At 54.4% G+C, this 4,633-nt stretch carries 2 protein-coding genes and 4 pseudogenes; 3 read left to right on the top strand and 3 right to left on the bottom strand.

All coding sequences use genetic code 11. The features are described 5' to 3' along the window. Nucleotides 1–1,358: MATE family Na+-driven efflux transporter (locus tag ACEN2J_RS20445; protein WP_442108550.1), on the top strand; the 1,358-nt coding region annotated here is incomplete at its 5' end. Between the two features lie 840 nt (nucleotides 1,359–2,198). Here the strand turns inward: ACEN2J_RS20445 and ACEN2J_RS20440 are convergent. Both ACEN2J_RS20440 and ACEN2J_RS20435 read right to left on the bottom strand, forming a co-directional pair. Then, nucleotides 2,199–2,303, bottom strand: a pseudogene (locus tag ACEN2J_RS20440) (DUF6441 family protein); the annotation flags it as partial. Between the two features lie 2 nt (nucleotides 2,304–2,305). Next, nucleotides 2,306–2,758: pseudogene (locus ACEN2J_RS20435) on the bottom strand (IS110 family transposase); the annotation flags it as partial. Nucleotides 2,759–3,007: 249 nt separating this feature from the next. Here ACEN2J_RS20435 and ACEN2J_RS20430 point away from each other — a divergent pair. Next, nucleotides 3,008–4,084 carry an IS110 family transposase gene (locus tag ACEN2J_RS20430; protein ID WP_442108548.1) on the top strand — a complete coding sequence of 359 codons (1,077 nt, stop codon included), beginning with the start codon at nucleotides 3,008–3,010 and terminating at the stop codon, nucleotides 4,082–4,084. 16 nt (nucleotides 4,085–4,100) lie between these two features. Next, nucleotides 4,101–4,397, top strand: a pseudogene (locus ACEN2J_RS20425) (transposase); the annotation flags it as partial. 61 nt (nucleotides 4,398–4,458) lie between these two features. On the opposite strand, the pseudogene ACEN2J_RS20420 reads toward ACEN2J_RS20425, so the two are convergent. Beyond that, nucleotides 4,459–4,633 (bottom strand): annotated as a pseudogene (locus ACEN2J_RS20420) (transposase); the annotation flags it as partial.

Below are 4,633 nucleotides of genomic sequence, written 5' to 3'. Positions count from 1 at the left end.
GTCTATACGCTGATTATCCCAACCCCAAAGTGGCAACATTTTGCACTGCCCTTTGGCTCACTTTTACTCTGCCGTTGACAATCTTTCTGATCGCACTTTTCCCTGCGGTTTACTCGACTATCAGAATCTATTTCCTCAACTCGATCCCTGACACATGGAATGTCAGCATCGCCGCTCAATCAGTCTGGCTTCATCTTTCCTATGAGGTCCTGCAAGAGGCTCTTCTCCTGCCACTCTACTTCGTGTTCGGACAGGTAATCCGAGACCTTCCTGCGCTGCGTGACCGTGTAAGCCGCGCCTTTTCTGTCACCTTTGTTGCCTATGCGGTGTTGACGCTGATCATATTGGTGGGGGCGGACGGGCTTACGGCCGCCATGGCGCAACAAGTCGAACTCCAATCGTTGACGGCACGGTTCATTCGCCTCGAGTCGATTGCGATCATGATCGGCACGCTGAACGATATTTGTATCGTCGTGATTGTGGCCCTTGGTTCGTACAGGTTGGTTCTTTTGTTGGTGGTCGTCCGGGCCTGCGCGACGATCCTTCTGGATGCGTTTTTTGTGGGACAGTTCTCGTGGTCATTGAACCTTGAGGTGACCGGGGTTGCCTTGACCAATATTGTGGTGGGCATGCTCTTGTTTTTCCCCTCTGCGCTGATCCTGCATCGGCTTGGTGTGATCGGAAAGATCGGTGTAAGTCCCAGCCTCGCATGGATGAGGAACTGGTTTCGCATCGCCCTGCGTTCTGGCCTTGAATCCGGTGTAAGAAACCTCGCTTTTTCACTCATGATCCTTCGCCTGATGAACGAGGTGAAGGAAGCCGGACTATTCTGGGTCACAAACGGCTTTATCTGGGGCTGGTTGCTGTTGCCAATTTTGACGCTTGGGACACTGGTTCGACAGGATGCGGGCAATCATGACGGGCAGCTGGGGGCACGCTTCAAGGGCTACCTTTGGTTGACAGCGATCATCACTTTAGTGTGGATCGTGACGATACCTGGCTGGACATGGTTCATCGCTACGGCAATGGGAGCGCCCGAAGCAGAAAGAGTTTACTCGCTGGCCCTTCTAATGCTTGGGTTTTATATTGTATTTGCCTTCAACCACATGCTCGACAGCTATTTCTACGGTGTAGGTCGGACGGACCTAATGCTCTACCAGTCCTTGTTTGTCAGTATTTTTTACTACGGTTCCGCTTTCGTCGCTTATCGTACTGGATTGTTTGTGCCCAACCTTGAGCAAATCGCATTGCTATTTGGGGGCGGCATCCTGATAGATTCTCTAGTGACCCTCTGGCAGTTCAAGCGATCCGGGTATTTTCGAAAGGCCCAACAGTTCCTTCAGGAACAAGAAGGTTGAGATGTTCGGTGAAAAGTATTGGAGGGGGCTTACGGTTCGACCCAGCCGGAGAGGGCGCCGAGTGGGCGGTCGGCTTCCAGTGCGGTGCCGAGGCGGCGATCAGGGTGTCGAAGGCGCTGGCTCGGCCGGTTGGCCATCGCGCAGGATAGATCAGCCCGGCCGTTGGTTAGGTTTTGTGATCTGCCTATGCGCTGTGCAGTTGATGGATGTCAAATTGAGTTGTGCTCGTCGGGGTATTCTCTGAGTCGGGGTTCTGGGCTTGCTGCAGAGGTCAATTCCCCAGAGGGTCAGCCGTTAATTGTTCCCTAACTTGTCCCAACGGCTGATCCTCCCCCTCACAGAAACGATGGAGAAAAAGACAGCTATGACCAAAATGAAATTAGAGGAAACCATTGGCGAACACACCTGCGATTGGTGCTTTTCTAGAGATGAGGATGTCCTTCGTCACGCCAAGAGCGGAACATACTGGCATGAAGATTGCGCTGAGGCTGCAGGTGATGTGATCCATCATATAATTGGCAGTAAATACTTGGATAAGAACTCGCGGTCCTGAAACAAAATCCTGTGTGCTAAACCACCTAAAGAAGTACCGCTTCGGACTGCGACCTTCGCCAATTTGGTCTGGAACCTACAAAAGTCTATAATCCACTACCCCTGCCTAGGCGGTGGGGCTGTCGTTGTTACAGCCGAAACATGGTGCGCTTCAGATATTACAAAACCAAGACCGTAAAAGAGTTTAGAGGCAACGGTACAGATTCCAACAAATATACTTCAATAAACCCCTAATCTATATGAATTATCTTGATCAAGTGGTGCGTGCAGGGGCACCACACAGAACAGTCACAGCCCTGAATTGACCTCTAGCCAGCTTGCTACGATCAGCCCAGGCACGTCGTCCACCGCTTGCTCTGCATCCCGCGCTAAATCCAACCGTTTGCGCAGTTTATGGGAAACACATGGCCGTGCTCATACAGCAGCGCACGTAAAGCGTTCGTATCCGCTGTCCGCTGATGCACCAAGCGTTCTCGGGCACGGAAGACCGCCGCGTGGGACTGCTGCTCAACTGTCTTGGGATCAACAAAACGCATCTCAGGCTGGCGGGCTGCAATGACGATCGCCTCGGCATCGGCAGCATCATTTTTCTGACACTTGACGAACGGGCGCACGTATTGCGGGGCGATCAACTTTACTTCATGGCCAAACTCTTCCATCACACGCGCCCAGTAATGCGCACCACCGCATGCCTCAAAGATGACCATGCTGGATGGTTGCCGCGCCATAAACTCGGAGAATTGTTTGCGCGTGAGTTTCTTACGGAACTGAACCTCCCCTGTTCGAATGGCACCATGAACCTGAAAAACATTCTTTGCCAGGTCGACCCCGATCATCATATCCTTCATCTCGCCGTCCTCCTCTTTGCGTGGCGTTGAACACCACTACCTTGGCACATTGCGATGCCGTCTGGGGAGAGCGGCAACCACTCCATCTTTCCCTGGACCTGTCGACCGCCCGGGAACGCCTTGCGGTGAGACTTTGTCTCGAAGATGCCGCGTGACCCAAGAAGGGCCTGACCGTTTGGTCTCATGACTGTCCTGTCCGTGCATTCTTTCTGACGAAGCAAGTCTGACCATGCAGGAAAGGATGATCTTATGACCAAATCCAAACAAACCACCCCAGTCGTTGGTGGGGTTGATACACACAAGGACCTGCACGTAGCCGCCATCGTTGACGACAACGATCAGGTGCTAGGAACGCAAAGCTTTGCCAGCACGCGGCAGGGTTACAAGCTGATGCTGACATGGATGCGGTCATTCGGTGACCTGCAGCGGATCGGCGTTGAATGCACCGGGAGCTATGGCGCCAGTCTCTTGAAGTACATGCAGGTCGCTGGTGTGGACGTTCTGGAAGTGACTGCACCGGACAAGCATGGCCGCAGATGGCGTGGTAAGAACGATGACTTCGATGCGCAAAGTGCTGCCCAGGCGGCCTTCGCAGAGCGACGCACGGTGACCCCGCGTAGTCGGGACGGGATGGTGAAATCCCTGCGCATATTAAAGGTTTGCCGCAAAACGGCTGTTCAAGCCAAGCGGGTTGCATTGCAGATAATCCAGACCACAATAGTTTGCGCGCCTGACCGTCCACGTGATCTCTTGCGCAACATGACCCGCATGCAACTGATCAGGACCTTGGCAGCTTGGCGGCCAGATCTAACTTGCTATAGAGACATTGAAGAAGCTTACCGGATTGCGCTCAAGTCTCTGGCACGCCGATATCTTGAACTGCACGATGAGGTCGCCGATCTGGACGACATGATCGAAGCAATCGTCACAGACCTTGCACCAGACCTGATCGCATGGATCGGGGTCGGGTTTAATAGTGCGGCTCAGTTGTTGCTGACCGCAGGCGACAATCCTGGCAGGCTCAAATCCGAAGCCAGCTTCGCGGCTTTGTGCGGCATCAGCCCGGTTCCTGCTTCATCAGGCAAAACGACACGACATCGATTGAACCGAGGTGGTGATCGCGCAGCCAACAGCGCGCTCCATATCATCGCAATCGGACGGCTGCGGCTGGACCCGAGGACGAAGGAATACGTCGCCCGACGCACAGCAGAAGGCCATTCCAAGCTCGAGGCAATCCGCTGCGTCAAACGCTATATCGCACGAGAGGTCTTCAACATCATCGCGCGTCGCCACAGGCAGATCAATCAAGCTCAAATCGCTGCTTGACACTTAGAAGGGCGTCCAGGGCAGCCAGTTCACCTCGACCGAGTTCATCAAGGTGCTGGCGAGCCGGGAGATCAAGATCAGCATGGACGGAAAAGGGGCTTGGCGCGACAACGTCTTCGTCGAGCGGCTATGGAGAACCATCAAATATGAGGAGGTCTACCTGCACGCCTATGCCAACGTCCCGGAGGCACGCGCATCGATCGGGCGCTACATCGGCTTCTACAACGGGCGACGCCCACATTCATCGCTTGACGGCAAAACCCCGGATCAGGCTTACTTCAACCCGCTGACACCGGTATTGGTGGCAGCGTAACCAAGGCGGAAATCCACTTAAGGAACCCACGGAACCTGTTCAAACAAACCGAGCCATCTCTCTCGAATACTCCGGCCCTGGCCCACCGGCGAAACCGCCGGAACTGGCTGTTCCAGTGACCAAGGGCAGGCGGCAGATCGCGCCACGGCGACCCGGTGCGCACCCGCCAGAACACCGCTTCCAGAAACATGCGATTGTCCTTTGCAGTGACTCCGGCATCACTGACCTTACCCGGA

The organism is Pseudorhodobacter sp. W20_MBD10_FR17, assembly GCF_052119765.1.
In the GTDB taxonomy this organism is placed as follows: domain Bacteria; phylum Pseudomonadota; class Alphaproteobacteria; order Rhodobacterales; family Rhodobacteraceae; genus Pseudorhodobacter.
This window is presented reverse-complemented; position numbering and strand designations above follow the sequence as displayed.

Coding starts and splice junctions, on each gene's coding strand:
- ACEN2J_RS20430 (WP_442108548.1), top strand. CDS start 3,008: ATGACCAAATCCAAACAAACCACCCCAGTCGTTGGTGGGGTTGATACA.